General features: G+C 37.9%; 23 protein-coding genes. 8 read left to right on the plus strand and 15 right to left on the minus strand.

The features are described 5' to 3' along the window. Positions 1 to 335: 335 nt before the first annotated feature. The 10 genes from cyoD to acnA all read right to left on the minus strand — a co-directional run bounded on the left by cyoD (position 336) and on the right by acnA (position 13118). Positions 336 to 824, minus strand: coding sequence for a cytochrome o ubiquinol oxidase subunit IV (cyoD, locus tag ACFIJ8_RS01665; RefSeq protein WP_273787462.1), 489 nt, complete (start codon positions 822 to 824; stop codon positions 336 to 338). Beyond that, the gene (locus ACFIJ8_RS01670; RefSeq protein WP_375638820.1) at positions 824 to 1492 is read right to left on the minus strand and encodes a cytochrome (ubi)quinol oxidase subunit III; all 669 of its coding nucleotides are present in this window, start codon (positions 1490 to 1492) and stop codon (positions 824 to 826) included. The genes cyoD and ACFIJ8_RS01670 overlap by 1 nt, the downstream gene beginning before the upstream one ends. Beyond that, on the minus strand, positions 1489 to 3507 hold the full coding sequence (gene cyoB / locus ACFIJ8_RS01675) for a cytochrome o ubiquinol oxidase subunit I (protein WP_375619283.1): 2019 nt from the start codon (positions 3505 to 3507) through the stop codon (positions 1489 to 1491). Before cyoB ends, ACFIJ8_RS01670 begins: the two co-directional genes overlap by 4 nt. A 75-nt stretch (positions 3508 to 3582) precedes the next feature. Beyond that, on the minus strand, positions 3583 to 4554 hold the full coding sequence (cyoA, locus tag ACFIJ8_RS01680) for a ubiquinol oxidase subunit II (RefSeq protein ID WP_375638822.1): 972 nt from the start codon (positions 4552 to 4554) through the stop codon (positions 3583 to 3585). A gap of 132 nt (positions 4555 to 4686) precedes the next feature. Then, positions 4687 to 5139 (minus strand): type II 3-dehydroquinate dehydratase, encoded by a 453-nt coding sequence (aroQ, locus tag ACFIJ8_RS01685; protein ID WP_375638824.1) that lies wholly within the window; start codon positions 5137 to 5139, stop codon positions 4687 to 4689. Positions 5140 to 5193: 54 nt separating this feature from the next. Continuing rightward, positions 5194 to 6327, minus strand: coding sequence for a DNA replication/repair protein RecF (gene recF, locus ACFIJ8_RS01690; protein WP_375638826.1), 1134 nt, complete (start codon positions 6325 to 6327; stop codon positions 5194 to 5196). Positions 6328 to 6347: 20 nt separating this feature from the next. Continuing rightward, positions 6348 to 7469: a DNA polymerase III subunit beta gene (gene dnaN, locus ACFIJ8_RS01695; RefSeq protein WP_273787467.1), complete on the minus strand. Its 1122-nt coding sequence runs from the start codon at positions 7467 to 7469 to the stop codon at positions 6348 to 6350. 185 nt (positions 7470 to 7654) lie between these two features. Beyond that, positions 7655 to 9226: a chromosomal replication initiator protein DnaA gene (dnaA, locus tag ACFIJ8_RS01700; RefSeq protein WP_012754538.1), complete on the minus strand. Its 1572-nt coding sequence runs from the start codon at positions 9224 to 9226 to the stop codon at positions 7655 to 7657. A 700-nt stretch (positions 9227 to 9926) separates the two neighbouring features. Further along, a complete protein-coding gene (rpsT, locus tag ACFIJ8_RS01705) occupies positions 9927 to 10193 on the minus strand; it encodes a 30S ribosomal protein S20 (RefSeq protein WP_012754537.1) in 267 nt (88 codons plus the stop codon). 237 nt (positions 10194 to 10430) lie between these two features. After that, a complete protein-coding gene (gene acnA / locus ACFIJ8_RS01710) occupies positions 10431 to 13118 on the minus strand; it encodes an aconitate hydratase AcnA (RefSeq protein WP_273787468.1) in 2688 nt (895 codons plus the stop codon). 297 nt (positions 13119 to 13415) lie between these two features. Here acnA and ccmA point away from each other — a divergent pair, with 297 nt between their 5' ends. From ccmA to ACFIJ8_RS01735, 5 genes are read left to right on the plus strand one after another with little or no spacing between them, the layout of a single operon-like run. Continuing rightward, the gene (gene ccmA / locus ACFIJ8_RS01715) at positions 13416 to 14027 is read left to right on the plus strand and encodes a heme ABC exporter ATP-binding protein CcmA (RefSeq protein WP_375638829.1); all 612 of its coding nucleotides are present in this window, start codon (positions 13416 to 13418) and stop codon (positions 14025 to 14027) included. An 11-nt stretch (positions 14028 to 14038) separates the two neighbouring features. Next, positions 14039 to 14704 carry a heme exporter protein CcmB gene (ccmB, locus tag ACFIJ8_RS01720; protein ID WP_375627944.1) on the plus strand — a complete coding sequence of 222 codons (666 nt, stop codon included), beginning with the start codon at positions 14039 to 14041 and terminating at the stop codon, positions 14702 to 14704. Between the two features lie 46 nt (positions 14705 to 14750). Next, positions 14751 to 15530 carry a heme ABC transporter permease gene (locus ACFIJ8_RS01725; protein ID WP_375627946.1) on the plus strand — a complete coding sequence of 260 codons (780 nt, stop codon included), beginning with the start codon at positions 14751 to 14753 and terminating at the stop codon, positions 15528 to 15530. Continuing rightward, on the plus strand, positions 15518 to 15769 hold the full coding sequence (locus ACFIJ8_RS01730) for a hypothetical protein (protein ID WP_375635429.1): 252 nt from the start codon (positions 15518 to 15520) through the stop codon (positions 15767 to 15769). The genes ACFIJ8_RS01725 and ACFIJ8_RS01730 overlap by 13 nt, the downstream gene beginning before the upstream one ends. After that, positions 15744 to 16337 carry a DsbE family thiol:disulfide interchange protein gene (locus ACFIJ8_RS01735; protein WP_375638831.1) on the plus strand — a complete coding sequence of 198 codons (594 nt, stop codon included), beginning with the start codon at positions 15744 to 15746 and terminating at the stop codon, positions 16335 to 16337. Before ACFIJ8_RS01730 ends, ACFIJ8_RS01735 begins: the two co-directional genes overlap by 26 nt. Positions 16338 to 17440: 1103 nt before the next feature. On the opposite strand, the gene ACFIJ8_RS01740 is transcribed toward ACFIJ8_RS01735, so the two are convergent. From ACFIJ8_RS01740 to ACFIJ8_RS01750, 3 genes are read right to left on the minus strand one after another with little or no spacing between them, the layout of a single operon-like run. After that, positions 17441 to 18442, minus strand: coding sequence for an Hsp33 family molecular chaperone (locus ACFIJ8_RS01740; protein WP_375627949.1), 1002 nt, complete (start codon positions 18440 to 18442; stop codon positions 17441 to 17443). Between the two features lie 36 nt (positions 18443 to 18478). Beyond that, positions 18479 to 19414, minus strand: coding sequence for an ornithine carbamoyltransferase (argF, locus tag ACFIJ8_RS01745; protein WP_273787475.1), 936 nt, complete (start codon positions 19412 to 19414; stop codon positions 18479 to 18481). Continuing rightward, positions 19411 to 20625, minus strand: coding sequence for an aspartate aminotransferase family protein (locus ACFIJ8_RS01750; protein WP_012754528.1), 1215 nt, complete (start codon positions 20623 to 20625; stop codon positions 19411 to 19413). Before ACFIJ8_RS01750 ends, argF begins: the two co-directional genes overlap by 4 nt. Before the next feature lie 486 nt (positions 20626 to 21111). Between ACFIJ8_RS01750 and ACFIJ8_RS01755 the strand changes: the two genes are divergently transcribed. Next, positions 21112 to 21645: a GcrA family cell cycle regulator gene (locus ACFIJ8_RS01755; RefSeq protein ID WP_375627951.1), complete on the plus strand. Its 534-nt coding sequence runs from the start codon at positions 21112 to 21114 to the stop codon at positions 21643 to 21645. 891 nt (positions 21646 to 22536) lie between these two features. Here the strand turns inward: ACFIJ8_RS01755 and ACFIJ8_RS01760 are convergent. After that, positions 22537 to 23127, minus strand: a complete 591-nt coding sequence (locus ACFIJ8_RS01760; protein ID WP_375638834.1) for a Smr/MutS family protein — start codon at positions 23125 to 23127, stop codon at positions 22537 to 22539. Positions 23128 to 23179: 52 nt separating this feature from the next. After that, positions 23180 to 23872, minus strand: a complete 693-nt coding sequence (locus ACFIJ8_RS01765; RefSeq protein WP_375638836.1) for a Tim44/TimA family putative adaptor protein — start codon at positions 23870 to 23872, stop codon at positions 23180 to 23182. Positions 23873 to 24044: 172 nt separating this feature from the next. On the opposite strand from ACFIJ8_RS01765, the gene ACFIJ8_RS01770 reads away from it, so the two are divergent. Together ACFIJ8_RS01770 and secB are read left to right on the plus strand one after the other, a co-directional pair. Further along, positions 24045 to 24539, plus strand: a complete 495-nt coding sequence (locus tag ACFIJ8_RS01770) for an FxsA family protein (protein ID WP_273787479.1) — start codon at positions 24045 to 24047, stop codon at positions 24537 to 24539. Positions 24540 to 24681: 142 nt separating this feature from the next. Further along, on the plus strand, positions 24682 to 25158 hold the full coding sequence (gene secB / locus ACFIJ8_RS01775; protein WP_012754523.1) for a protein-export chaperone SecB: 477 nt from the start codon (positions 24682 to 24684) through the stop codon (positions 25156 to 25158). Positions 25159 to 25175: the final 17 nt, after the last annotated feature.

Below are 25175 nucleotides of genomic sequence, written 5' to 3' on the forward strand. Positions count from 1 at the left end.
TAATGCTATCTTTGATATAAATCCTGTAAATCATAAAAACGTTACCACCTCGTAGCTTTTATCTCACACAACATAAAAACTTGTTTCTCACATTCTCTTTCTTTGTAGTAAATTGTATAAACATCACTTTTTGTATATCCTACAAAGAGCTATTTATCTCAAAAATTAAGGCTTGACTAAATACTCTATGGAATTTCTCTTTTAAAATAAAAGTACATTTAAAATCATGAGACTCATTCCACTGATATCTTGTACCCACCCCTCTCTTTAATATCCTACGAATTTCTTGTAAGAGCTGATACATGCTGCATCAGCTCCACAGATACTTCTAACAACTACTCCACAGGAGACTGCGTACTTAGCCCCTGCTCCACAGGCATTTCTGAGCCCTGTATCTTTTCTGGCTGTTTTCTTACGGATATATCTTTGTTTGATAACTGCTCAGATACTGAAGAATCATCTCTACTTGATATTTCCGGTTCAATAACACGTCCAGAACCACCCATCATATTATAATTCAAATGAGAAATAGCCCACCAAGTTCCCCCAATAATAACAAAAACGCAAATAGCAGCAAACCACAATGCGCTTAAATTCCACTTGGCATCTGGACCAGAATTCAAGTGCAAAAAGAAAACAATTTGTACTATAATCTGAATGATCGCCATCCCAATAAGATATGCAACCTTTGTACTAACTGCCCAACTTTCCATCATTCCATACATCACAGGAACAAAAGAACCTAGGGTGAAAAATACAGCCAGAATAAAACCGACCAAATAGGAACCAGTACTGGGACCATGTGTTTCATTTTGCATGCTCATCACAACGCTCCTAATAGATAAACCATGGTGAAAACACCAACCCATACAATATCAAGTAAATGCCAAAAAATGGAAAGGCATGCTAAACGTGTTTTATTGTTCTGATCCAAGCCATTACGACGAAGATGAAAAAACATCACAACCATCCAAAGAAGACCAACACTTACGTGAAGTCCATGGGTGCCAACCAAAGCAAAAAATGCTGACCAATAAGCAGAGAGAATCTCCCGTCCAAAAAGCTGTAAACCCGTTGCAGGATCAATACCAGCATAAGCATTTGGATCGTAATAAAAGACCTCACCCAAAAGTTCATGAAATTCGTAAAGTTCCATACCAATGAAGCAACACCCAAATACAAAGGTAATAGCCATCCATAAACGCACACCACTGATGTTATTTTTATGTGCTTGTACCATTGTAAAACCATAAGTGACGGACGAAACCAACAAGAAAGCAGTTTCAACCAAAACAAATTTTAAATCAATAAACTCATTGCCGGCCTTACCACCACCATAAGAAGCAGAAAAAACAGCAAAACTTGAAAAAAGTGTCGAAAACAGGATCAAATCTGAGAGAATATAGACCCAAAAACCAAACGTCATTACCGAACTATTATCGTGGTGATGTTCATCCACAGCACTCACTTTATTCATTGTTACTGCACTCATACTGTCACTCCTTGTTCTTTAAGAACAGCTGTAAAGGCATCTTCAGTTTTTTGTACTTCTTCAGCCGGAATATAATAACCATGATGGTCACCTGTTAATGAATGACACACAAGCGTTGCAATAAAACCAATCAAACCGACCGCAACAAGCCACCAAATATGCCAGACAAGCGCAAAACCAACAACTAATGAGAAGAATCCCGCAATAATTCCAGCCGATGTATTGGACGGCATATGAATTTTTGTAAATCCACTGGTAGGACGTTGATAACCACTTTTCTTCATATTCCAATAAGCATCATCAGACTGTATTTTCGGAACTATTGCAAAATTGTAAGAAGGAGGCGGTGAAGAGATAGACCATTCAAGGGTCCGTGCATCACCCCAAGAATCATTTAATGTTACAGGTAAACGTCCCTTATGTTTGATACCGTACCAAATCGCCAAAACAACTTGCAGCACAAAACAAAGGATACCAAGCAAAATAATAAAAGCACCTAATGCAGCAATCATAAACATCGGTTGCCAACTAGGTTCCATATAATGCTGGAGACGACGCGTCCCACCCATTAAACCAAGTGCATAGACTGGGAAAAAGGCAAGGTAAAAACCAATGAACCAACACCAGAAAGATGCAATACCCAATGCCCGATTCGGTTTATAACCAAAAACTTTTGGAAACCAAAATGCAATCCCCGCCAAGTACGCAAAAACGACACCACCAATAATTGTATGATGGAAATGCGCTACCAAAAACAACGAATTATGAAACTGCCAATCAGCTGGCACAATAGATAACAAAACACCAGTTAATCCACCACCAACAAATGTAAAAATCATTCCCATGCACCAAAGCATTGGAGGCTCAAAGCGAATCCGCCCCTTATACATAGTTAGCAGCCAATTAAAGACTTTTACACCTGTTGGAACGGCAATAATCATTGTCGCAATACCAAAGAAAGTATTCACAGCTTCACCGCCACCCATTGTGAAGAAATGATGTCCCCAAACAAGAAGCGAAAGAATCAAAATAACCAACATGGCCCATATCATCGAAGTATAACCAAAGAGGCGTTTTGAAGAAAAAGTTGATACAACCTCAGAAACAATTCCAAAAGCAGGAACAACCAAAACATAAACCTCAGGATGACCAAAAACCCAAACATAGTTAATCCATACCATCGGATTTCCGCCACCAACATTAGAAAAGAAATTCATGCCCAAATAACGATCGCATGCCAAGAGTGCAAATGCTACAGTTAAGACAGGGTAAATAACTAAAATAAGGACATTGCTAACAAAAGCGCTCCAACAAAAAACAGGCATTCTCATCATCGTCATCCCAGGAGCACGCATCTTAATCAGAGTCGCAACAAAATTGACCGCCCCCATTGTTGTCGCTATACCAGAAAGTTGAAGTGACCATAAATAATAGTCTACCCCTGTATCTGGACTCGTTTGCAATTCTGTAAAAGGTGGATACATCAACCAGCCACCACGACCAAAATTCCCAACACCTAGGGATATGTTAATCAATATTGCCCCTGCAGCCGTAATCCAAAAACCTAGATTATTTGCAAAGGGAAAAGCAACATCACGCGCACCAATTTGAAGCGGTATAAGATAATTAAAAAGACCAAATAAAATAGGCGTGGCCATGAAAAAAATCATAATAGTACCATGCGCCGAAAAAATTTGATCAAAATGGTCAGGGGGCAAATAACCTGCACTTTCACTCCCAAGAGCTAAAGCTTGATGTGTTCGCATCATGAGTGCGTCCGCAAAACCGCGAACAAGCATAATAATTCCAAGAACTATATACATAATGCCTATGCGTTTATGGTCAACAGTTGTAATCCAATTTCGCCATAGAATCCCCCACCACCCAAGTGCTGTTAGAGCAACAACAGCAATTAAACCAACCACAACAATCGCAATACACGTGTATAAAACGATCGGCTCATGTGCAAGTGCATGAAAAGCACCTGCCGTAGGATCTGTAAGTCTTCCAAACATTTCTCAACCCATTTCAAATGAAATTCAAGTTTAAAAGAAACCTTATGTTAAAAGGGCTCTTTCTTTACTGACCCTTTAAATAACATCAGGATCAAATACTGAACATAGTGCACCCCATAGCGTCTGAGCAGCAGCACGTTTCATTAAATCCTCATTACATACCGTATTTTCATCGACACATCGATTAACAACACGATAGTAAAGGCGCTTCTCAACAGGTGCAAAATAACGAACTTCAGCATCTTTTTTCTTCGCAGCAATATCACCCATACGAGGCGCAATAGAAAGTTGACGATAAGATGCACGATCAAGTACTCGACCATTAGCCCGAGCTTTTACAATCCAATCCTCAAAATCCTGCAAAGACACAGAATGCCACTTAAACCGCATACTCGAAAAACCATCACCACTGTAATTTGCTGAGGTTCCTTTGAATACTCCTTGCTCTTCAGCGACCAAATGCAACTTAGCATTCATCTGCGGCATAGCGTAAAGAACTGTACCCAGTTTGGGGACCCAAAAAGCATTGACAGAATTCTCTGACGTCAATTGCAATAAAACTTGACGTCCTTCAGGTGCATAAATCTCATTAATCGATGCAACACCATATTCAGGATAAATAAAAAGCCATTTCCAATCAAGAGAAACGGCATCAATCTGTAATGGCTTTCCTTCACCTACAACTTCCACTGGGAGAGGATTTGTAGGTTCCAGCTTATAAGTATAATAAGCTGTTAATGAACCTAAAACCATTACAATTACAATTGGAATACCCCACATCAACGCTTCAATTTTATTTGAATGCGCCCAATCAGGAGAATAGTCCGCTTTCATATTCGATGCACGATATTTTATAGCTAAAAATACCACACTCACCATAACTGGGATGACAACACAAAGCATCACCACCACACAAACAACTATCAAAATGAGCTGCTGACGTGCAACATAACCTGATGGCTGTATAACATCAATTTTACAACCAGATAAAAGCAGTGCTCCCCCTAAAGTCACAAGCATTTCTAATTGTCGAACAAAGCTTTTCATCTCTATTTACCCCCGTCATATGCACCAAAAATTGTCATAAATATATATACCTCGTATTGTACAGATTTGAAAATAATTATCAAGTGAATTCAATGCCTATATTACTCTTATCAAACGCTTATTCTTTACCTATCATAATTTAGTTGTTTTGCTTAATTGTTTTGCAATATATTCAAGTGCAAACCAATATCCATCACCTCCACACCCAGTTATGATAGCGTCTACACCTGCAGATGTATAAGAGTGGTGACGAAAAGCTTCCCGCTGGTAAATATGAGATAAATGAACTTCTACTTTTGGCCCTGAAAACATTTTTAGGGCATCAAGAAGTGCAACAGATGTATGACTGTAAGCCGCTGGGTTAATAATCAATCCAGAACTTTCCTCTATTGCTTCTTGTATCCATGCTACCAACTGCCCTTCACAATTACTTTGATAAAAATTTATTATGATATCATTTTTTTTTGCCCATTCTCTGCATCTTTTTTCAATATCTTCCAGAGTCTCAGTTCCATAAATTTCTGGCTCACGTTGACCTAGAAAATTTAAATTAGGACCATTTAAAATCGTTATCATCTCAGACATAGCATGCCTTTTCTTTTAGACCTATCACTTATTAAAAAAATATTTAGCATGTTTTTACGACAATAAAGCCCCATCCTTAATCTCAAAGAATTCTGCACGTCCTTTTAAGTCATCAAATAAAAGACGATCTGTTCCTGTCATAAATGTTTGTACAGCTAAATCATCAAGAATATCAAATAAAGCAGCACGTCGATGCGAATCAAGATGAGCAGCCATTTCATCAAGAAGAAGAATGGGAGCTTTTTCCGACATCATACCTGTTAGACGTGCATGACACAAAACTAAACCTGTCAGCAGCGCTTTTTGTTCACCTGTTGAACACGATGTTGCTGCTATATTTTTATCAGCATAAAAAACCTGCAAATCTGCGCGATGTGGTCCTTCTAACGTCCGACCAGCAGCACGGTCCATTGCGCGATTATGTCGCAATCGATCACAAAATTGCTCTTCAACTTCAATTGCTGATATTTCACCAAGAGCTGTTTCCAAAAAACCATCAATTTGCAAAAAAGCTCGTGGGAAAGGTATCTGTGATGGCATTTGTGTAAACATATCATTTAAAAGACGAATAACATCAATACGCGCCGCAGAAATAGCTGTCGCCAGTTCTGCCATCTGCTTTTCTAAAGCATCAAACCAAGCACAATCCTCATTTCCATCTAAAAACAAACGATTACGTGCGCGCATAGCTCTATCATAATCGGCTATGCGGCGCCTATGCAAGGGATCAATCGCCAAAACCATACGATCCAAAAAACTACGGCGCTCAAGCGAAGGACCTGTAAAAAGACCATCCATGGACGGTGTTAGGACACTAATATGACAATAATCTGTTAGGCAATCACCCGACTCATTTACACCATTAATATGGACTTTTCGACTGTTATCGCTAACCTCCAAAGCTGTACCAATCTTTACTTCACCATAAAGAGCGCATTCAAGACGCGCAAATACAACAAATCCTCCACCGCCACCATCTACAAAGCTAACGTCAGAATAAGCAGCACGCCGCAAACCACGACCAGGAGAAAGAAAAGATAACGCCTCTAAAAGATTCGTCTTACCAGCACCGTTATGGCCGGTAAAAACCACATGCTGACCAGAAAAATGAATATTGAAAAAAGGATAATTGCGATAACGTAAAAGCTTCAGCTGCCTCACTGCCACTTTGTGCACATGACTGGCCATGCATTGCAAAACAATTGCCCCTAAACGCGAATAGGCATCAGTACATAGAGCACATCCGCATCATCATTATCACGAATCAGAGCTGGTGCTCCAGCCTCAGCCAACATAAAAACCATCTCGTCACTTGAAAGCTGCCCAGCAATATCCAAAAGATAACGTGAATTAAATCCTATCTCAAGCGGTTCAGATGCATAAGTTACTGATAATTGATCTTCTGCACTGCCCGAATCTGGGCTATTAACAACAAGCCTTAACTGTCCATGCTCAATCGTTAATTTAACTGCACGCCCCCGATCACTTGAAATCGTTGAAACACGATCAACTGCAGAAGAAAAGTCCTGCCTATTAACAATTAATTCTTTATCATTTCCAAGAGGGATAACACGTTGATAATCCGGAAATGTTCCATCAATTAATTTTGATGTAAAAATCACAGAACCTACAGAAAAACGAATCTTTGTCTCTGAAAGCTCTATACATACATCGCTATCATTTTCTTCTGAAAGAAGTTTTTGCAATTCTCCTACAGCTTTACGGGGGACTATAACACCAGGCATTCCCTCAACTCCTGAAGGAGCTTCCATCTCAACTTGTGCCAAACGATGACCATCAGTTGCAACCAAACGCAATTTCAAAACACCATCATTAATAACATGTAAATAAATACCATTCAGATAATAACGGGTTTCTTCAGTAGAAATAGCAAACTGCGTACAATCAAGTAAATGTTTTAAGCTTGATGCCGATAGAGAAAAACGATAACCAAACTGCCCAGGAAGCGACTCTGGAAAATCTGCCTTCGGAAGACATTGAAGCTGAAAATGTGCACAACCCGAAACAACAGACATTGTACCTGCCTGATTCTCATCGACGGATAATACAACTTCATTGCTATCAGGAAGTTTTCGAATGATATCATAGAGCAAATGTGCCGGAACAGTTGTTGCTCCAGCTTGTTTAACATTAACTGCAAAAGATTCCGTAACCTCTAAATCAAGGTCTGTTGCTTTTAACTGCACAGAACCATTTTCTGCATCAATCAGCACATTCGATAAAATAGGAACAGTATTACGGCGCTCTACCACACGGTGAACCCGACCAAGAGACTTGAGAAATTGACTGCGATCAACTGTAATACGCATAAAAGCCCCGTATGATTTACTAAAAACTATAAGAATTCCTTAGCATTAAAATAGATCCTCTTCAAAGAATCGCCTGCTAGACTTTATTAAACCTCTCTTAAAATGGCAAGTCACTCCTGCATAAGAAAAAATAAATCTTTTCATTAAATTCTTTAAAGTTTCTCCAAAGAAAGAAACGATAAACACTATACAGCCTGTTCTCCAATCAACCGCTTAAGCAGTTCAAGTTCCTTAGCCAAGGTCTGATCACCACAAACCAAATCTTCAATTTTACGCACAGCGTGTAAAACTGTTGTATGATCACGTCCACCAAAACGACGCCCAATTTCTGGCAACGAGCGAGGAGTTAATACTTTTGCTAAATACATTGCAACTTGCCGTGGCTTCACAACCGTACGTGTTCGACGATTAGATAACAAGTCCTGTTTAGAAACATTATAATGACGTGCTACCGTACGCTGAATTTCTTCAATCCGAATGCGCTTAGGTTCACCAGGACGTGTCAAATGACCTAATAACTCATCAATCCGCTCTAAAGATAAATCAGACTCAAAAGATTGACGAAACAAGAGCTGATTAAATGCACCTTCAATATCACGCCCCGACCCTAAAACCGTTTTCGCAATATATTCCAAGATATCATCAGAAATTGATACCATGCCATCATCTTGCTGTGCCACCTTCAACCGCTGGCGCAACATTTGCAAACGCATTTCATAATCTGGTGCTTCAATTTCAAGGGCTACCCCTCCCTGAAGACGAGAACGAACGCGAAGATCAAGCGATTCTAATTCTGCTGGCGGACGATCTGCAGCGACAACAACTTGTTTTGCACTATCAAGCAACATATTAAGCAAATGGCAAAACTCATGTTGTATCGACTTACCCTGCAAAAACTGCATATCATCAATAATCAAAAGGTCGATATCACGAAGCTGTTCTTTAAAAGAAAGAGCATCATTATCACGAATAGCTGTTGCAAAACGCCACATAAAATATTCAGCAGTTAAATAAATAACGCGCGCAGACGTTAAACGCTTCAATGCAGAAGCAGCAATCGCTTGAAGCAAATGTGTTTTTCCTAAACCAACAGATGCGTGAATAAAAAGAGGATTAAAACGCAAAGCACTTTTATGCCCCTCCGCAATTGAACGCGCAGCTGCTAAAGCAACACGATTAGAAGCCCCCTCAACAAAACTTTCAAAAGTATAGCGAGAATCAAGCGGAGACCCAAAAACTCCCGTTTGAGAATTCTTAACTGAATGCTCTGCACAACTTTCAACAAAAGATGAAGTCGCCTGCTCCTCTAGCACAACAGAAGGAACACTTCTTTTACAAACAACGTCTCTTGAAACGCGTTCCATACCACGAACAATAACTTCAACACGAAGAATTGCTGAATTCTCTTGTTTCCATAAATGAGTCAAAAGAGAACCATAGTGATTATTAATCCATGAACGTAAAAAAGCAGTAGGAACAGAAAGCTTTACAAGAGTATGGCTATATTCAGCAAGCTTCACGCGCCCAAACCAACTGGTATAAGCCTCAACACCAACCTGCACCTTTAATTGCGCCATAACACGTATAAAAGCCGCCGCACTTTCCTCCTCTGAAACAATAGAATGCCCTATAGAAGCATTTCTACAAACATCCTCATCACTCTCCGTCACCCTATTCTTTATTATGTTCTCTGCTGACAGGATATTCACCGAAACCCTTTTAAAGGAACTAGCTTTAGAGTTCAATTTATCCACCATCTTCCATCCTGATAAAAATAAAATTTTGTCCTGCCAAACAGCTAAAATAAATCTAGCGAAGGCAAAACGCCCTACCCCAAATAAGATTACTCACCCTCCCCTAGGATAGCCTCATCACAACCCCACTAACAAAGATGACCAATAAGATTTACTTGCACTCATGATATGACCCACCCTTCTAAAATGGTAAACATATCCATTCAGAAAACTAAAAAATCGTCAGAAAACCTCTCCAGCACAAAAGCTTCGAAAAGCCTAAGTCAAAACATCTTGTACTCAACAAAATATAGAACAATGTGCTGGTGTGACCCCTTCATGCTTTTTAGTCTTCATAAGAACCATACAAAACAGCAGAGGTAAAATGCAAGAGGTCAAAATAAAATCAAAAAACCCGAAAAAAATGCTTGTATCAATGAGGAATGAAAAAAATATTGATTCAATTCATTTTTTTTCTCTAAATTTACCAACAATTAAAAAATCTCTTCAGATTTAAAAAAAAAAATAAAATGCTTGACAAAAAAGACTCTGTAAAAATCCACAAAGCTTGTGGATAACCATACTCCCCTTATAAACTTTCTCTCCTTTTTCAAGAGGAGAATCATTATCGATTCTTATTTTCAATAGAAACTTTTTGAAATAATAAACAAAAAGCCAGCATCCTCATGGATACTGGCTTGATTCTCAATAAAGGAGAAAAAGCTTAAACGCTGAGAGCCTTCAAACGTTTAGCTAAACGCGATACTTTCCTCGCAGCAGCATTTTTATGAAAAACCCCTTTAGAAACCGCACGCATAATTTCAGGCTCAAAATTCTTAAATGCAATCTCTGCAGATGCCTTATCGCCACCCGCTAAAGCATCATCAAACTTACGTATAAAGGTACGAACGCGCGAACGACGGGCCCTATTAACCTGTGTGCGTGCCGCAACCTTGCGCACCGCTTTTCGAGCAGAAGGTGTATTCGCCATAAATATAATCTCTCTTTCAACACCTTGGTAAAATGAGTCTAAATAACAACTCTACCAATATAAATAAATTCAACCCAAGCAAAACTATAAAGCTGCCTATAACTGTGTGGCTTATAGCGCAATCCCAAAGCTAACGTCAATTAGATTTTCAAAGATAGTCATAAAAAAACGAAGCCAAACTCTTTGATCCGCAACTTTATAGCTTAATAATAGATATTCCTTAACAAACAAAAAAATTTAAACGGCTAACTTACGCAAGACATATTGCAAAATTCCCCCATGATGCAAATAATCTAGCTCATCTTCAGTATCGATACGGCATAATAACGGAGCGGTTTTTATCGTACCATCAGAAAAAGTAATTTTCGCTACTGTCTTTTGACGAGGTTTCAAGTTATGAATTCCTTCAATTGTCACCTTTTCATCTCCCTTTAAGCCTAAAGATTTCCAACTTACACCCTCCTCAAAGACAAAGGGAACAATGCCCATACCAACAAGATTAGAGCGATGAATCCTTTCAAAAGACTGTACAATCACTGCTTTTATACCAAGAAGATTGGTACCTTTGGCTGCCCAATCGCGCGATGATCCATTGCCATATTCAATACCAGCAAAAACAACGAGTGGAGTACCTTCTTGCTTATACGCCATTGCTGCATCGTAAATGGCTTGTTCTACCGCTGACGGATAATGAACCGTATAACCTCCTTCTCGACCATTTTCCCCCAACATGAAATTACGAATGCGAATATTGGCAAAGGTCCCACGCACCATAACTTCATGATTCCCACGACGCGTTCCATACTGATTAAAATCAGCCACTTTAACACCATGATCCATTAAATATTTTCCGGCAGGAGAAGCTGCTTTAATAGAACCAGCAGGAGAAATATGATCCGTCGTGATTTTATCACCAAATAAACCTAAAATCCGTGCATCTTTAATATCTGGTAAGATATCAGGTGTTTTCTGCATATCATCGAAATAAGGTGGATTGCGTACATAAGTGGATTGCTCATCCCAAGAATAGGTAGAACCCGTAGGGATCTGAACTTTTTGCCAATTTTCATCTCCCTTAAAAACATCTGCATACTTTTCAGCAAAAACCTTACGCGTGACATTTTTTTCGATGAATTCCTGTATTTCTTGAGAGGTTGGCCAAATATCTCTCAAATAAATGGGTTGGCCATTTGAATCTTCACCAAGAGGTTCCTTGGTTAAATCTTTACACACCGTCCCGATGAGCGCATGTGCAACAACTAACGGTGGTGAAGCTAAATAATTCGCTTGCACATCAGGGGAAACACGCCCTTCAAAATTACGATTTCCCGAAAGAACTGCAGATGCAATTATACCATTGTCATTAATCGTTTTGGAAATAGCTGGATGCAAAGGACCAGAATTCCCAATACATGTTGTGCACCCAAATCCTACTAAGTTAAATCCTAATGCATCTAAATCTTTTTGCAGACCGGAATTTTGAAGGTAAGCTTCAACGACTTGTGAACCTGGTGCAAGAGAAGTTTTTACCCATGGTTTGCTCTTGAGACCTTTTGCCACAGCATTTCTTGCCAAAAGACCCGCTGCAATAAGAACACTTGGATTCGATGTATTCGTACACGACGTAATCGCAGCGATCACCACATCACCGTGACCAAGCGTATATTCTTCACCCTCAACCTGATAACGCTTATCTTGTTCAGAAGTCTTCTTATAGTCTTCGACCAACGCCTTTTCAAAACCCTGCCCAACGTTTTCCAATGCAATACGTCCTTCAGGACGTTTAGGACCAGCCATAGAAGGAACAACAGTTCCCATATCCAATTCAATTGTATCACTAAAAATGGGATGAGCCACCATTTCGTCATGCCACATCCCTTGTGCTTTGGTGTAAGCTTCTACTAAGGCGATCCGATCTTCATCACGCCCTGTCATATTGAGATAACGCACTGTCTCCTTATCAATTGGGAAAAAACCACATGTTGCTCCATATTCAGGTGCCATATTTCCAATCGTTGCCCGATCAGCAAGCGTCATCTGCTCCAAACCAGGACCAAAAAACTCAACAAATTTACCGACAACACCCTTCCGGCGTAGCATTTGAGTCACAGTCAATACGAGATCGGTGGCTGTTACACCTTCTTTAAGTTTACCTGTTAGACGAAAACCAATCACTTCAGGTAACAACATAGAAACAGGTTGGCCTAACATTGCTGCTTCTGCTTCAATACCACCAACACCCCAACCTAAAACCCCTAAACCATTAACCATAGTCGTATGCGAATCAGTTCCCACACAGGTGTCAGGATAAATCGTCTCACAGCCCTCTTCATTCTTCATCCATACACATTGTGCTAAATACTCTAGGTTAACCTGATGACAAATCCCTGTTCCTGGAGGAACAACGCGAAAATTTTGAAAGGCTTGCTGCCCCCATTTAAGGAAACGATAGCGTTCACCATTGCGTTCATATTCATGCTCAACGTTTTCCTTAAAAGCCATGGAATTGCCAAAAGCATCAACAATAACTGAGTGATCAATGATGAGATCAACGGGAATGAGAGGATTAATTTTTTCAGCGTTACCGCCAAGTTTAACCATAGCATCACGCATTGCAGAAAGATCAACAACTGCTGGCACACCCGTAAAATCCTGCATCAGAACACGTGCAGGACGGTAAGCAATTTCTGCTCCAGCGCTCCCTTTGTCGTTTAACCACTTAGCAACATTGAGGATATCCTCTTTTTTAACTGTGCGACCATCTTCAAATCGCAATAAATTTTCGAGAATAACTTTCATCGAAAACGGTAAACGAGAAACACCTTCAAGTCCATTCTTCTCCGCTTCGATCAAACTATAATAAGTATATTCTTTGCCACCAACATTTAATACTCTGCGACAATTAAAGCTATCAATTTGAGTCATGACTGTCCACCCTCATACTATAACCACCCAATTTCCAGGAATGAACAACACAAACTACGAGTCAAGGTCGCAGCTTGAGCGCAGACGCAATCACCTCCGCTATCCATTTCCCCCTCCACCTTCTCATAGGCAAATGCGGAAATCAGCGCCAGAAACCATTTTACACCAGATATTGATGTATGGCATCCCTTATAGAATTATTTCTAGAACTATTCTAGGTACAATTGCACAAAAAATGTGTTTTTTATTCTATAATGCAATAAAGAATATGAAAATAAAAACAAAATAGGTAATCACATGGTGTTATCAGGCAAAGATTTAGCTGCTTACAGAAACGAGGAAATTCTGTTTAAAGGTCTTTCTTTTTGTTTGTTTTCACAGCAACTGATGACAATCACTGGTCCTAATGGTATCGGAAAGTCTACATTACTCCGAATCATTGTCGGTCTTCTTGAAGCTGCTGAAGGTCATATAATACTTAAAGACCATGATCAAATATACCCTGTTGCAACTGCGTGTCATTATCTTGGTCCTCAAAATGCTATGAAACCTCTCTTATCTGTCATGGACAATTTGCAATTTTGGGCAGATTTTTATGGTCAACATTTACGCTTTGTGCATGAGGTTCTTGCTGATATTGGTCTTTCTAACCTTGAACATTTACCCTTTAAAGCTCTGTCAACTGGACAAAAAAGACGCGTAGCTATTGCTCGCCTTTTGCTCTCCTATCGTCCTCTTTGGATTTTAGATGAACCAATATCTGGGCTTGATAACCATGCTCAAAAACTCCTTGCTCGTATTTTCCAGCGTCATCTCAATCAAGGTGGTATGATTATCGCTGCAACTCATAATTCCCTAGGTATTCCAGAAAACCATAAAATCGCTCTGGAAAAATTTTTACCTCTCTAGGAGAGAATAAAATGAAAGCACTGTTCTGGCGTGATCTTAAACTATTATTAGCGCCACAAGCCTCTTCACTAACAGGACTATTGTTTTTTATCGCTGTTGTTGTCATAACCCCCTTTGCCATTGGACCAGATCCCAAAATTCTTGCACAAATAGGGCCTGGTATATTGTGGTTTGGAGCCCTTCTTGCAGGACTCCTCAATCTGAACAAACTTTTCCAAATCGATCGCGATGATGGTAATCTCGACCAATTTATCCTTTCAGGAAAAAGACAAAGTTTTACACTAATTATCTTTACCAAATGTCTTGCCCATTGGGTAGGAACAATGCTTCCTCTTATTTTTGCTACACCTATTTTAGCCCTCATGCTCCATTTAGATGCAACAATAACTTTTACAACAATACTTACCCTTTTATGCGGAACACCAGCCATTATTTTTATTGGCGCCATAGGCGCTGCACTCGCAACCTCATTGTTGCACAGTACTCTGCTTATTTTTATCATTATCTTACCGTGGATCATTCCAATTATGATTTTTGGTGTTTCTGCTGCTACAGCCCCAATAAATCCAAATATTTCTTTTCTCACGTCCTTGGCTCTTCTTAGCGCTTTTTCACTTATTTTGAGTCTCTTTGGCTCTTTTGTTGCTGCAATAACGCTTAAACTTTTATCAGAATAATAAAAGATGATTGCCGCATAGAAAAACTCTGCCTATTATGAATTTCATGAATGAACTATCTCGTCCATATAAAATCAGATCACTCCCTGCAAGTTTCACCCTTTTCATGAAAATAAGCAGTACCGTCTTACCTTGGTTGGCCGGCATAACATTGTGTTTCCTTATTTTAGGGCTTATTCTGATAATGCATTCCCCTGATGACTATCAACAAGGCGTTACTGTTAAGATTATGTACCTTCATGTGCCCTTTGCGTGGTTGTCTACATTCTGTTATGTAACGATAAGTGCAGCGGCATTAGGAAATCTGATTTGGAAATATCATCTTGCTGATGTGGCACTTAAATGTGGGGCGCCTATTGGAGCAATTTTTACCGCATTGGCTCTCATGACAGGAGCACTTTGGGGGCGACCTACATGGGGAACATGGTGGGTCTGGGATGCACGGTTAACATCAGTTTTAATTCTGCTTTTTATCTATCTTTCTATTATCCTGCTTGGACGTGCTTTTGACAACCAAGTAAAAGGCGCTCGCGCTACTGCAATTCTTACACTTGTTGGATTTGTTAATATCCCTGTTATTAAATTTTCCGTTAATTGGTGGAATACATTGCATCAACCAGCATCATTGTTACGTGCTGGAGGATCAACAATCGACAATGCTATGTTATGGCCTCTTATAACAATGCTATTTTGTTTCATATTTATGTTTATTTCGCTCTATTTGATGGCTATGCGAAATGAAATCAATAGTCATTATATCCGAATGCTTCAGATTAAAAAATCCCGCCGTGCACAACAACAGGACTCTTCATCATGCTCGACCTAAATGGCATCCAAGGCGGACTTTTAGGAAATCTATCTCAGAAAATTGATTTTTTCCTTAGCACCCTTAAACACGAGCAAATTGTTGTTTTAAGCTATGTGCTTTCTGCAATATCCCTCTTATGTCTTATTGGATATATTCTTTGCAAAGCCCTATACCAAAAAAAAATTCTCCAACAGCTAAACAAAAAAGAGCTGTCACAAAAAGAAAAGTATAATGAAAAACATCCCTCCAAAACTTAAAAAAAATATATCTTTGCCTATTCTGCTTGTTTTTTTTGGACCATTTGTGCTTTTTCTTCTTCTCATGGTGCTTTTTTTCAACTTTATGGATAAAAAATACCTTCAAGATTCTTCCCTTCTCCCAAACGCATTAGCTGAAAAATCTGCTCCTAATATTCATCTTCCTCTTCTTGATAAAGAAAGTTATCTCAATTCAAAACAGTTTAAAGGACGTGTCACATTGGTCAATTTTTGGGGCTCTTGGTGTTTGCCCTGTCGCGAAGAGCATCCTATTCTTATGAAAATTGCACAAGATAAACGTTTTGATCTGATTGGTATTAATTATAAAGATAACAAAACAAACGCCCTGCGCTTTTTAAACAGTTTTGGTAATCCTTTTAAATTTATTGGCTTTGATGTTTCAGGATATACAGCCATTGATTGGGGAATATATGGCCCCCCAGAAACCTTTCTCTTGAATAAAGAGAGCACCATTATCGCTAAACATGTTGGTCCCTTAACATGGCAAATTTATCAAAAAAAAATTCTACCAAAAATTGAACAAGCGCTCATGACAGAAGAAAAATAAAATATCAACATATTGATTTATAAATAATAATTTACCATTTTTATCTATTAAATGAAAATACCGTATACTATGAGATTTTTTAAAATTTCTATATGTTGAATCAAAAAAACATTTAGGATAAAGACTAAAAATACCTTTTATGAATTGTCTAAACGTGAAAAGTATTGGCAATATTTTAAATTGAAAAATATAATAATGCAGGTTTGTAAAAACATAACGTTTTATCATGCTATGTATGCTATTTTATTTATACGGATCCTCATTCTTCTTAGGAAAATTTGACAAGAGTATTACCATTGTTGATTCAAAAACATGTGCAAAGAAATATCTGTAGAGCAAACCTCCCAAATATGACAAAAATTAAAGTAGTTTTCATTTTTTTAGCGATTAAATATCTGTTTGGGAGCTTTATTTTTGATTATTTGGACAAAACAATATTGTTATAGAAACATCGTTAGATTAGTGAAAGAAACCGACTATTATTTTCAAAATCATATAGTGTTCTGTCTCCGCTTTTTTATCTGAAATGCACATTGTTATGAGGGGACTTCACCACTATTTTCATCTTTATAAAATAACAAATCCATTCCTTCGCAGCGTTATTGGTATATTTATTCCCATTACACTATCTGTTCGTAATAGACTCCATAAAGTCCATATTGAGTCTATACATTCTTATTCTTTCGATAATTTATCTTATGATTATAACTAATAAGCTTTTTTGACTCTTAATAAGATAAATTCGAGTAAGAAAATATGACTACAATCAAAAAATCTCATTTAACAGAGAAGATAAGTTATAAGTACATGATCAATCTATCAATGAATATTATAAAAGAATTCATTGTAAGAAATAAGCTTTTGAGATGAAAAAAATAAACAAGAAGCTTTTTCGAGAGGAGAAAATATATTTTACAGAGAACTCTTTTTTAAGCACTCTGTGACGTGATTACTGATTTCAACAGAAAGATCACTCGTATACATTAAAAAACTCTAAGACAAGAAATATTCTAGAACTTCATATGAGCTTATAGGTAAACTTTTATGACGCAAATAAAATAGGCTTTTGTTGCAATCATCATTTTTTTATGAAAAATATTTGATTATGTTTTTTCTTCTAAAAATTCTTGTGGTGTAAAACAATACGTTTTTGAGCAAAATTCACATGTGACTGAGATATATTTATTTTTAACCATTTTATTGCGTTCATCAATCGAAAATCCTTCTAGGATTCCTTTAATTTTTTCGTGTGAACAAGAACATTGATCGACAAGAGAAAAAGGATTAAAAACTCTAACACCTTGTTCATGAAAAAGACGGAACAAGAGCTGTTTACTACCAACTTGGGGATCTGTTAATTCTGAACTTTCAATCGTTGCCATGAGTATTTTAGCTTCCTGCCATTGGTTATCCAATTGGCTATGGGTTTTCGTTTTTTCTCGCGTTTGATGAGGGGTATCTATTTTATGATGAGACGATTCTTGGGGTAAAAGTTGGATCAAAATACCTCCAGCTCGCCAGCTTTTCTGCGTTTTTCCTTGTTGGTCACGATTAATTAATATAGCAACAGCCAAACGGATATCGGTAGGAATTTGTTCTGATTGATCAAAATAAATACGAGAAGTTTCTTGTAAATTTGATCCATCTAATGCAACTATCCCTTGATAGGGTTGCATATGGGGACCTTGATCAATTGTGAAGGCTAAAGTGCCTTTTCCTAAAAGTGTTTCTGAAGAGATTTGATTATTGTCTATGGCTTGTTTAAGCTGTTCTTTATCAAAACGAGCATATCCACGTAAACTGGAAGGAGGCGAAAAATCGCATACCAACATATTAACCGGTCCATCGGAATGAGTTTGTAAAATAAATTTTCCCGTAAGCTTTAGAGAAGTTCCAAGCAAAACAGTTAAAAGTAAAGCTTCTGCTAGAAGATAAGAAACCGGTTCAGGATATTGATGTCTGTTAAGAATAGAATTTAAAGATTCCCCAAGTTGTACGGCACGTCCACGGATATCAAGTTCTTCGACTTGAAAGGGAATAACAGTATCATCTTCATGCAAGAAGTTGTTGTTGAGAGAGGCTTCATCTTTAGCTTGTTTACTCATAGCTTTGCCTTTTTTATATAATTTGTTGTAGAGGAGCTATTGTGGAGAGAAAAACGCATCTTGTAAACACCAAGAAAGAATTGCCTTTTGAGCATGAAGACGATTTTCAGCCTCATCAAAAACAACGGAGTGCGGTCCATCAATAACAGAATCAACCACTTCTTCACCACGATGAGCAGGAAGACAATGCATAAAAAGAGCATCAGATTTTGCTAATTTCATGAGAGCTTCATTGACTTGATAAGGCTGAAAAATAGAATGACTGCGAGCACGAAATTCTTGTCCCATGGAGACCCATGTATCGGTCATAATACAATCAGCATCTTGAGCTGCTTTTTGGGGACTATGGGTTAGTGTAAGGTGCGCTCCTCGTTCACGTGCCCAATGTATAAATTTTTCTTGTGGTTCACTGCCCTTTGGAGTAGCAATACGCAAATGAAAATCAAAAAGAGCTGCGGCCTCAATTAAGGAATGGAGCACATTATTACCATCCCCCATCCACGCGAATATTTTGCCAGCAATTGGCCCCCGATGCTCTTCATAGGTTAATATATCTGCTAAAATTTGGCAAGGATGTGTATCATCTGTAAGGGCATTAATGACAGGAATTTGTGCATATTGTGCCAATTCGAGCATACGTTGATGTTTTGTTGTTCGTAATATCACGATATCCACAAAACGGGATAAAACACGAGCCGTATCAGCTATAGTTTCACTATGACCAAGCTGCATCTCTGACCCCGTGAGCATGATTGTATCTCCCCCAAGCTGGCGCATACTGATATCGAATGAAATACGGGTTCGTGTGGATGGTTTTTCAAAAATCATCGCAAGTGTTTTACCTATAAAAGGTTTTGAACCTTTCCCTGCTTTAAAAGATGCTTTAAGGATTTTTGCATAATCGATCAGTGCGCGTGCTATTGATGGCGTTAAAATGGATAAGTCCGTGAAATGACGAAGAGCATTTGTCATGTGTGTAATATTTGTCTTTCTTTGTTTACTTGCGAAAGATACGCTATTGCTTTTTCAATACGATGCAAACTTTCATCTATTTCTTCTTCCCTAATGATAAGAGGAGGCAATAAGCGCACAACATTGTTGTTGGCAGCAACACTTAAGAGATATTCATTTTCTAAAGCATTAACGACAAGATTAGAAGACACAACACACTGAATACCCACCATTAGGCCCATCCCCTGAACTGCGCAGATAATATCAGGATAGATATTGAGAATGTGCAAAAGTCCACTTCTTAGTTTATTTCCCATACGCTGAACATGGTTGAGAAAATTTGGCTCTAACAAAATATCAAGAACACTATTTCCTACAGCCATTCCAAGAAGATTTCCTCCAAAGGTTGAACCATGGGTCCCAAGTGTCATGCTTTTTGCAACTTTATCCGTTGCAAGGCAAGCACCTAATGGAAATCCTCCTCCTAATCCTTTTGCGAGGGTAAGAATATCAGGCGAGACATCACTCCATTCATAAGCAAAAAGCTTCCCTGTTCGTCCTATACCCGTTTGGACTTCATCCAAAATCAATAACAGACCATTATCATCGCATATTTTGCGCAAAAATCTTAAATATTCATGAGAAACTGTTCGTATTCCTCCTTCTCCTTGAATAGGTTCAATAAGAATAGCGGCGGTATTTTTATTAATAGCGTTACGCAAAGCGATTTCATCACAAAAAGGTACTTGAATAAATCCACCAGCTTTAGGTCCAAAGCCTTCAAGATATTTTTCATGCCCAGTCGCAGCAAGTGCTGCAAGTGTACGTCCATGAAATGCCCCTTCAAAAGTAATTATTTCAATGCGTTCTGAATGACCCGCAGCATAGTAATAATGACGTGCCGTTTTGAATGCGCACTCCAATGCTTCAGTGCCTGAATTGCAGAAAAAAACCTTATCCGCAAAACTATTTGCACAAAGCCGCGTGGCAAGAGCTGCTTGTTCAGGGGATTGAAAAATATTAGAAACATGCCAAAGTTTTTCAGCTTGCATTTTAAGCGTATCAACCAATTTTGGATGTGAATACCCTAATGCATTAACAGCAATGCCAGATGTGAAATCAAGATAATGTTCTCCCTTATCGGAAATAAGCCATACACCATGCCCCTGTTCAAAATGCAAATCTCGTCGTGCGAAGCATTCATAAAGTGGTTGTATAGAGACGGCATCCATCATAATTTCCTTTATATTTTAACCTTTTCAATATATATACAAAGCAACACTACAAATAAAACAACATGGTACATTTTGTTACGGTGCTTTCAACATTTCATTACGATTAATGATTACACCTATGGAATAGATCATTACACCAATTGAAAAAAAGTCAATGAAGGTTCTACAAATAAGCATTTTGGGAAAAAGCCTTAAACAAAAGTGAAAGTTTAACCTATGATTGATTTGCAAGTTGGGGAAAACATTCTAAATAAACTCTTCAAGAGGTAAAGACTCTTGTCATAGAGTGAGTGCATATTGTAATTTATAATATAATAAGCAAGATGATGTGTTTTAGTTTGTAAGTCCACAGGTTGGATGATTTTCTTATGCTCGCTTAGAGTGTAAAATTCTTTCATTCAGCGTAGTGAGAATATTATTAAAACATTTGAAGATGCAAAGGGGGATAGCATCTTAGTGACGTAATCGGAATGGAGTGCTGGTATGGGTTGGACATGTGAACGCGTTGAGCTTCTTAAAAAGCTTTGGAGTGAAGGGTTAAGTGCAAGTCAAATTGCTGCTCAATTAGGTGGGGTCAGCAGAAACGCAGTCATCGGAAAAGTACACCGATTAAAGTTGCCAGGACGCGGTAAAACAGCACAAGGAAGTGCGCGTACGCAAAAAAACCCCGTGGGAAGCAGCCCATCATCTCCACGTGTGCGTCGCAACACATCCACGGTATCGCCAATGAACACATCATCTGTAAGTATTGAAGAAACAGCTTTAAAGACAGAATTTGTAGCGGAAGATATAAAAGAAGTTGATATGTCCACAAAATCCAATGTAGTTGTGCCTATATCACGTCAACTTAATCTTTTACAATTGAGTGAAAATACATGTAGATGGCCGGTTGGCGATCCATTATCAGCAGATTTTCATTTTTGTGGTGCAGATTCTGATGAAAATAGCCCCTATTGTGCCTTTCATGCTAAGTTAGCATTTCAACCAATATCTGAAAGACGTCGGATAAGAGTGTAATATCCTCGATTGAATCTCATATTCTACACCTTCTGCGCTTCGTTATGAAATTTTAATTATCGAATTATTATGAGAAAGAAATTTAATAGAGCTTTTAATGAGTGAAAAAATTTCTTCATGAAACTATTCAACGAAATTGTATCTTTTGTGCTATTGCACAATTATGTGTTGTAAAGTTATATTCCTGTTTATTTCCAAGATTCTCTTTAATTTAGTTGTACTACTTCTAACACTATCCATAGCAATATCTTTTGAATAAGACAATTTCTCATGTTTTTATTCTTCGTGTATTTAATAGAGTAATGCTGTGGTTTATAAAAACAATTTATCGCGTTGCACCCTAAATGAGATCCATCAATATCTCTTTCATTTCAAGCCCTCTTATATTGAATCAATCAAAATCTTTCGTTTGGGCGTCACGAATGAGATGAGAACTGTGAAGAGTAAAAACACTTAAAGAAAAGCATGCCTTCTACAAATGCTTTCAAGTGCCAAGAGCTTCAAGAGTTGTTGCAACATTGGGAGCTAGCAAAGTGTGTGATGATGCCAGCTTGCTCTTTTATTAAGCATAAAAATAAGAGTCTTAATGGATTTATCGTTATACCCTTCACGGATGCCGTCGCAAAATAGGCTTGGGTGCGTTGAGAAATGTTTCTTTAAAACAAGCCTGTGCATATATGCAATCCAATGTCATTCTGTTTTGCGTGAGGGATGTGCCCCATTAAAGAATGCGATAAACAAAAGCGTGAAGCAATACGTAGAATGTAAAATGATATATTTATAATTATTTATAAATAAGGGGATGTTGTATTCAAGGCTCTTACGAAATATACGAAAACTATGAATTATTACTTATAAATAAATATTAAACCTAGAACGACCACAATAACATCACTTTCCTTTTCCCGACAAGAAACGGCGCAACCAAACATAAAGTGCACCTTCTCCGCCATGCTGACGCGCTGCTTGCTCAAACGCATGGACATAATATCGAAAAGCTGGTGTTGATAACCAATACGGAACAAATCTATACAAAGCTCCATCGCTCCCAACGGATCGCCCTTTTCCTGTAATCACAAGGACATAACGCAATCCTCTCTGCTGAGAGGATTGTAGAAATTTTTTTAAGAAAAAATAAGCTTCTTCCTGCATATAGCCGTGGAGATCAAGGCGCGCCTCAAGAGGATAACGACCTTGGGAAATTTTACGATGTGCAACATGATCAAAGAAATGAATCTTTTGTACTTGTGTAACTGCCCTCTTTTCTCTTTTAATAATTGTCGAGGGTTGTTGATTTTCCTGAGACAATGAGGAGATTTGAGTTACAGGCTGTTTTTTATCATTAATATTTGCAATAGTTTCTGAAGCAGAAGAGAGCCTCTTCCCGTGAAGCGGTGTTATCGTACGACAAACCATCTCCCATAAAAGGCGATCCTGTGAAGCCAATAAATCTCTTTTTTGTCTCCATTTACTTGAGGACATTTTAATTTCTCATAAATCATTGAATGCTTATGGAAGAAAAACAAAAAGTATTTTAATTTTCATTTTCTGTAGCAAAAAGCTTCCAGTTTGGATCTGACGATAAACTATTGCGAACGAAAGTCCAAATATCCCTGATTTCTACAATAGCATCAGGATCACCGTCTATACGCTCACCCTGTTCATTATAAGTAACAGAAATCATCTCACTGACAATACGTATCGTTAGAAGTTCATCCTTTTCTTGTATTGCCGCCGCAACAAATTCGATCTTATTAATTCCAACAAAAGTGAACTCTATTCTCTCTTTATTTTTTTCTCGTTGCTCAATAGCCGTACAAAAGCTCTCAAAAACATCCTGACAAAGCAAGCTTCTAAGTTGATTGCGATCACCTTTGGCAAAAGCTGTTACAATCATTTCATAAGCAATTTGTGCACCTTTTATAAAAAATTGAGGAGAAAATTGAGGATCAATTTTATGCAATTCCCGCAAATTTTTATTCAAAACACTCCCCTCCGGTGAAATTTTATCAATTTCACTAAAGTCGTCTTTTTGTGAATTTTTCTGATGAGGGAACGAAACAATATTATCAGCCGTTTCTGCTTCAACCTGTTTTTTAGAACGACGCGAATAAGGATCAAAGGGGGGCTTTTCAAACCCAATTCGTTTCCCTAATACATTACGGAGTTGTACAAAAATAACAACCATAACAACAAGAGCTATGACAAGTATAACGTCAAATTCCATGGGCGCTGTCAATCTCCAAAGCTTAAATCTCTAATAAACATTGCAGTCAATACCATTTATCAATAAATATGTAAAATAAGGAATCCTACCATTCAAATATTTTTATAGATTTTATATTAAATGGAGTGCTCTTAAGAATTTCTCCCCACCTCATTCAGAAGGAAATTTGCATGTGATAAAACTTTATTCTACAAATCCTCGTTTTTTTGTTGTTATCTTTCTTTGCATTCTTTTAATCGAGATCGCTGGTTTTATCTTTGTTGGTCAAGAAATTGGTATTTTGGCAACTTTGAGTTTGGTTATTCTCACAACCATAGTTGGGGTTGTTTTATTGCGAATTCAAGGGATTAGCCTTTTAAAAAACATACAAACTGAACTTATCCAAGGACGCACATTAGAGAATAATATTATTAATGATGTTTTCATTATGTTTAGTGCAATTTTACTTATTCTTCCTGGCTTTGTAAGTGATCTCTTGGGAATATTACTTCTTATTAAACCAATTCGCTCTGTTGTTTGGCATTTCTTTACATCATTACAAAACAAAATGAATCTCAATACTAAAAGAAAAAATGATGCTGAAAAAATAATTGATCTTAATGCAGAAGATTACACAACTTATGATACGACAGAATCTCCATGGCGCAAAAATGATGATAACCATTGAAATGCCTAAAAAATCTGTAACAAACTAAAAAAATATTCAAGATAAAGAGCGCATTTCTTGCAACCTTTTGCAAGGCGTGATAACCAATTTTGTCTTTAGATCTAAAATAAATATACATATTATAATGAGAGAGGTTCGTCGTATGGCCGAAGATGAAATGAATAACAGTGGTGGAGAGCCGGTTTTTGCTGTATTAACTCAGTATTTAAAAGATTTATCATTCGAAAACCCAGGTGCTCCTCGTTCATTGCGTACACGTGAAAAATCACCACAAATTGATATCAATATTAACGTCAATGCTAACCCAATTGGTGATGACAATTATGATGTCGTTTTGTCTCTCTCCGTCAAAGCCAATGATAACACTGAAATCTTATTTCATGTAGAACTGATTTACGGTGGTGTTTTCCACCTTGAAAACATTCCACAAGAACATGTTATGCCATTGGTCTTTATTGAATGTCCCCGTCTTTTATTCCCATTTGCTCGCCAAATTATATCTGATGCTACTCAAAATGGTGGTTTTCCACCTTTATGGATTGATCCTATTGATTTTGCAGCCCTCTTCCAAAAGCGTCTCGCTGAAGAACAAAAAGACAATCAAATACAGCCCTCTTAAAAAATTTATTCTTTTGC

Source organism: Bartonella sp. MF74HXZ, assembly GCF_042194445.1.
Lineage (GTDB): Bacteria > Pseudomonadota > Alphaproteobacteria > Rhizobiales > Rhizobiaceae > Bartonella > Bartonella grahamii.

Excerpts from the sequence above, each read along its gene's own strand:
- cyoD (WP_273787462.1), bottom strand. The coding sequence starts at position 824 with ATGAGCATGCAAAATGAAACACATGGTCCCAGTACTGGTTCCTATTTG.
- ACFIJ8_RS01670 (WP_375638820.1), bottom strand. The coding sequence starts at position 1,492 with ATGAGTGCAGTAACAATGAATAAAGTGAGTGCTGTGGATGAACATCAC.
- cyoB (WP_375619283.1), bottom strand. The coding sequence starts at position 3,507 with ATGTTTGGAAGACTTACAGATCCTACGGCAGGTGCTTTTCATGCACTT.
- cyoA (WP_375638822.1), bottom strand. The coding sequence starts at position 4,554 with ATGAAAAGCTTTGTTCGACAATTAGAAATGCTTGTGACTTTAGGGGGA.
- aroQ (WP_375638824.1), bottom strand. The coding sequence starts at position 5,139 with ATGTCTGAGATGATAACGATTTTAAATGGTCCTAATTTAAATTTTCTA.
- recF (WP_375638826.1), bottom strand. The coding sequence starts at position 6,327 with ATGGCCAGTCATGTGCACAAAGTGGCAGTGAGGCAGCTGAAGCTTTTA.
- dnaN (WP_273787467.1), bottom strand. The coding sequence starts at position 7,469 with ATGCGTATTACAGTTGATCGCAGTCAATTTCTCAAGTCTCTTGGTCGG.
- dnaA (WP_012754538.1), bottom strand. The coding sequence starts at position 9,226 with ATGGTGGATAAATTGAACTCTAAAGCTAGTTCCTTTAAAAGGGTTTCG.
- rpsT (WP_012754537.1), bottom strand. The coding sequence starts at position 10,193 with ATGGCGAATACACCTTCTGCTCGAAAAGCGGTGCGCAAGGTTGCGGCA.
- acnA (WP_273787468.1), bottom strand. The coding sequence starts at position 13,118 with ATGACTCAAATTGATAGCTTTAATTGTCGCAGAGTATTAAATGTTGGT.
- ccmA (WP_375638829.1), top strand. The coding sequence starts at position 13,416 with ATGGTGTTATCAGGCAAAGATTTAGCTGCTTACAGAAACGAGGAAATT.
- ccmB (WP_375627944.1), top strand. The coding sequence starts at position 14,039 with ATGAAAGCACTGTTCTGGCGTGATCTTAAACTATTATTAGCGCCACAA.
- ACFIJ8_RS01725 (WP_375627946.1), top strand. The coding sequence starts at position 14,751 with ATGAATGAACTATCTCGTCCATATAAAATCAGATCACTCCCTGCAAGT.
- ACFIJ8_RS01730 (WP_375635429.1), top strand. The coding sequence starts at position 15,518 with ATGCTCGACCTAAATGGCATCCAAGGCGGACTTTTAGGAAATCTATCT.
- ACFIJ8_RS01735 (WP_375638831.1), top strand. The coding sequence starts at position 15,744 with ATGAAAAACATCCCTCCAAAACTTAAAAAAAATATATCTTTGCCTATT.
- ACFIJ8_RS01740 (WP_375627949.1), bottom strand. The coding sequence starts at position 18,442 with ATGAGTAAACAAGCTAAAGATGAAGCCTCTCTCAACAACAACTTCTTG.
- argF (WP_273787475.1), bottom strand. The coding sequence starts at position 19,414 with ATGACAAATGCTCTTCGTCATTTCACGGACTTATCCATTTTAACGCCA.
- ACFIJ8_RS01750 (WP_012754528.1), bottom strand. The coding sequence starts at position 20,625 with ATGGATGCCGTCTCTATACAACCACTTTATGAATGCTTCGCACGACGA.
- ACFIJ8_RS01755 (WP_375627951.1), top strand. The coding sequence starts at position 21,112 with ATGGGTTGGACATGTGAACGCGTTGAGCTTCTTAAAAAGCTTTGGAGT.
- ACFIJ8_RS01760 (WP_375638834.1), bottom strand. The coding sequence starts at position 23,127 with ATGTCCTCAAGTAAATGGAGACAAAAAAGAGATTTATTGGCTTCACAG.
- ACFIJ8_RS01765 (WP_375638836.1), bottom strand. The coding sequence starts at position 23,872 with ATGGAATTTGACGTTATACTTGTCATAGCTCTTGTTGTTATGGTTGTT.
- secB (WP_012754523.1), top strand. The coding sequence starts at position 24,682 with ATGGCCGAAGATGAAATGAATAACAGTGGTGGAGAGCCGGTTTTTGCT.